The following is a 4,621-nucleotide window of genomic DNA, read 5'->3' as shown; positions in this document are numbered from 1 at the left end:
CGGTGATATCCCCGGACAGCGTGTAGCTATCCGAGCGGCGGATATCCAGCGTCGCCCCATCACCGATCTTGATGCTCTCACTGCCAAGCGCACCGGTGGCGCCGCCGTCACCGATCTGCAGCGTGCCGGCGTTGATGCGAGTATCCGAGGTAAATGTGTTATCGGCGGTGAGCTTAAGGTTGCCGGTACCTTGCTTGGTCAAGCCGCTGCCACTGTCTGACAGATCGACCTTGCCGGTGACCTGAGAGCTGTTACTCCCCGTCTCAATCGTGACATCGCGCGCGCTGAGATCACCATCGACCTGGACATCACCGCTGGGGGCGTTGATGACCACTCCGTGCGCGGTGACCCGATAGCTGAGCACGACCGCGCCGCGGCCGCCCAGCCCGCCCGGTCGCTGCCGGGTATAGTTTGGCCCGGTGGCAGCGCCGCCGCCGCCACCGCCGTAGGCACCATCCCCTCCATCCCCACCGTAATAGGTATCCCGCCCGGCGCCACCACCGCCGCTACCAAATCCTACGGCACTGTCACCAGAGCGATTGCCGTGATAACTGCCGCCATCGCCGCCATCGCCGCCGATCGCAGGCAGGTTTTCGTTGACTTGATCCAGGATATCCGCGAGCCCGTAGACATCGGCACTCGCGGCACCATCATCACCATTACTGGCGCTCTGGTTGGTGGCATTCACGCCACCGATGGCACCACCGCCACCGCCAGGCGCATTGCTGCTGGGACTGCCGCTGCCCCCCTGCGTGGTTTGCCCCCCTTCACCTTCGCCACCGGCACCGCCGGAGCTACTGTTGTGAGGACCGCCACTGCCGCCGCCACCCACGATGGTATGCGCCCCATAACTGACGGTGGAATCTTCGCCGTCATACCCCGCGTAGTAGCCGCTCCGGGCACCACCGCCTTCACCAGCGTAGTAACTGATCTCGCCGCCATCGGTCTGGAAAGTGAAAAATGTCACGCCACCGGCGCCGCCGCCGGCACCACCGCGACCGTGGTAGGTGCCACCACCGGCACCACCACCGCCGATGGCCCAAGCGTCGACTTCAGCTACGCCGACGGGAATGCTCAGGGTTCCGCTGGCAGAGCGCTGATTATCGCTGCCCGCGAAAAAATGGACGAAGTCTTGCGTTTCAACGGGCGCGGTTACGTCGCCCTTGAAGATCACATCACCGCTATTAGCGGTAAAGCTGACATCCACGCCACCAACGTTAACGTCATCATGATAGGTCTGAGTACCTCCGCTGGTTACGTCGGTCCTCAGGGAGACGTCACCATGGAGGGTCAGCGAACCGCCCACAGCCAGGTCCACCCCAGGCGCGTCCGAGCTCACGTTGATCTTGGCGGTGTTGCTGGCCTTGCCAATGGTAAGCGCGGAGAGGTTGTCGTACTTGCCGCCCTCGAGCATGAACGTCGAGTCAAAGCTGTCTGCCTTGGACTCAATGGTGAGCTCGCCGGTGCCCTGGAAGTCACCGGTGGTAACCGTGCCGCTGTCCTGCAGGATCTTCACCGAGCCGTCATCGATGGTCATCGTGCCGGTGTGCGTGATGGCACCGCTAAGAGTAACCGCCTCGTCACCGTATTTGGCGAAACCACCGCCGCCAGCCATGTTCGCTGTGATTTCATAAGGCGTGCCGGCCGTCTGAGCGTCCCGATGCAACTCCAGCGTCGCGCCGGCATCAACCGTGATTTTCTCACTCGCAATGGCACCGTCGTTATTCGTGGCGCCGATATCGAGGGTACCGGCCTCAACGTTAACCGCTTCGATATCGGTGTTTGAACCGGCCGCCTCGATCGCGTTGACACTGAGGCTGCCGTCACCCTGTTTGGTCAAGCTGCCGGTGAGGCTGACATCACCGGTCACCGCGGAGCTGCTCCCGCCAGTGCTGACCGTCACCTCGTCGGCGGTCACATCGCCACCAACCGTGACATCGCCGTTGGCCGCGTTGAGAACGGCTGATCCACCCCTGATTTCATAATTAATGACAGCAACGCCGACGCCGCCCTGTCCGCCGCGCTGGGGCTCCGTTACGCCCCCACTGGCACCGCCACCGCCGCCGCCATAGAGGCCTTTGCCACCGTAGCCGCCAAAGCCATAACCGCCACCACCGCCACCGCCAAATCCGGTGGCGTCGTCACCATGGCCATAGCCTCTACTGTTGTAAGCGCCGTCCTCTGAGCCCGGTCCGCCCGAGCCAGCGCCGATTGCGTTCACCTCGGGGAGATCTTGGTAGAAGCCAGCGACCGTCAGTGCCGCGTTGAGTCCAAGCACATCCTGACTATCGGCACCGTCGCCGCCGTTGGTTGTCCAAACGCCTCTGCCGCCTTCGCTGCCGCCAACGGCGCCGCCGCCACCGCCGCCAAAGTAGCTGTCGCCCCAATGCCCCTCTCCGCCCTTGGCGAAGTCATCGGCGCCAGAGGCACCGCCCCCGGGGGCGTTGTCCCGGTCATTGTGGGTACCGCCAGCGCCGCCTTCGGCGACGACCACTGCCCCTTGGTAGGTTGCTGTCGTGTCTGCGCCGTCGTTACCGTCGCTGAACTGCGGCTTTACCACACCACCCGAGCCCAATACCAGAGCGATGGTTTCACCCGTGTTGGCATTGAAGACCTTGTAGGCCAATCCGCCGGCACCGCCACCGCCGCCGGAGCTGGAGCGGTTATCATTGAGCGTAGCACCGCTGCCACCGCCACCGACGAGCCAAAGCTCGACCTCATCGACGGAATCCGGCACCTGCCAGGTCTGGGTTATTTCTTTACCACTTTCTCCGGCAAACCATGCACCTTTCGGCAGCGGCAGCGGCGCGGTCAAATCGCCATTGATGACGATGTCGCCGGCGGTGGATGTGAATGTCCGCTTGGCGCGATCGAGGACCACCGTGTCGTTGTAGGTCTGCGTACCGGCGGTGGTGATATCCGCCGCTACGTTAATGTTCTGACTGTTGCCGGTATCGACCGTGAGCGTGCCCTGAGTGTCAACATCCGCGTTAATAGCGACGGCACCACTGGTGCTGTTGAACGCAAAGGATTTGTCATCGCCCTGACCGGTGAGCGCCGCGTCAACGGTGATATCCCCCACACTAGTCAGCGTCAGCGCGCCGGCAATGTCAATATTGGCATTGACGAGGATATCGCCATCGGCATCCAGCGTGAAGTTGCCGGGAGTGACAGGCGTTGTTGGCTCGCCGCCTTCGACGGGGCCATCACTCTCAGCTTCTTCCGTGGCCATAACAATGGCCGACGCAACCGTTATATCCCCGTTGCCATTAACACCCGTCAGCCCAAGCCCTTCCTGGGGCTGTGCCGTTGTGGTGTCCAGCGTGACGTCGGTGCCGCCTTCCAGCAGGGTCACGATGTCGGTCGCTGCCGCGGCATCAATGGTGAAGTCGTACGGGTCGAACAACCACTCACCCGCTTCGCCACCCCGGGAGGCAGCCGAGCCGCGCACGCCCTCGGTATGGAGCGTGGCGCCCGAGGTCTCGATCTGGCCGCCGTCGCCGCCGTTGATACCGCCCTTGGCGTAGATCTCGCCGTGCACGGCGGTGATGGAGTCGGGGTTGGAGACCGCCGACCAGAGCACAACCGTGCCGCCGTCGCCGTTGTCGGTGGCGCTGGCATTAATGGTAGCGCCAGACTGCATGGTGACCGTGGTGGCCTCGGTCATAGCATTGGGGCTATCCAGCACGCGGCGCTCGTCGTTAGCGCCGCCCTGCCAGTCACCGCCCACCAATACATCACCACCACCGGTGGCACCGCTGGCATCCACCTCGGCGGTGGCCTCAAGCTCAATGTCCTCGCCCTCGAGCTTCACCCGGCCACCCTTGCCACCGCCCGAGGAGACATTGATCCGGCCAGCCGCCTGAATCCGGCTCACGGTCTCCGTCGGAGCGTCGGAATCCTCCGGGCGCAGCGCCTCCCCCGCGCTCGCATCCAGGTGCACCTGGCCTCCGCCAGTGCCGCCACGGGCATCAATGGACGAGCCGGCCTCAAGCTGAATGTGCTCAGCGCGAAGCGTTACCTCACCGCCCAGGGTCTCAGAGGTCACATCCACCTCGCCGGCGAGACGGATGTCCGGCCGCATGACCACAAACGCCTCCGGCTCCGGCAGCGCGTCAGTGCCGCCACTATCGGATACGCCCGAGTCGTTGGCTCCGGCCTGGGCCCCCTCGTTCACCGCGGCGGCGGGCCGCGACTCGGCGATCATCTCCACCGATCCCGCTGCCTTGGCGTCGGCATCGAGATTGGCATCCTCACCACTGGCCGAGGCAACATCCGCTGCCACCTGCGAGCGAACGCTGGTGTCAATGCGAACCGACGACGCGATGTTGATCAGCGGCCGCTCGTCACCACGATCGGCCGGCTTGTCTGACCCACTGATGGACGACTCGCCACCGTCGTCACTCTGGGTGTCGCTCTCCGTGTTGTCCTCAGGCGACGAACCACCACTGTCGGTGCTCGACGTCTCGCCACCGTCGTCGCCCTCGGTATCGCCCTCGCTGCTGTCTTTCGAGCCGCTGTCGGACTCCTCCTTGGTATCGCCTTCGGATTTCTCCTCGGTGTCTTTCTCTTCGGAGGCTTCCTCCTCGCTATCGTCCTCGGCGTCGTTGCCCGCCGCGCG

Annotated in this window: 1 protein-coding gene; it reads right to left on the bottom strand. The window is 64.1% G+C overall.

Features of this window, described 5'->3' with window-relative positions:
* The coding region (locus V6X73_RS03475) for a beta strand repeat-containing protein (protein ID WP_367981390.1) at positions 1-4,621 on the bottom strand (4,621 nt) is incomplete at both ends.

Source organism: Spiribacter pallidus (assembly GCF_040838495.1).
GTDB lineage: Bacteria > Pseudomonadota > Gammaproteobacteria > Nitrococcales > Nitrococcaceae > Spiribacter > Spiribacter pallidus.
This window is presented reverse-complemented; position numbering and strand designations above follow the sequence as displayed.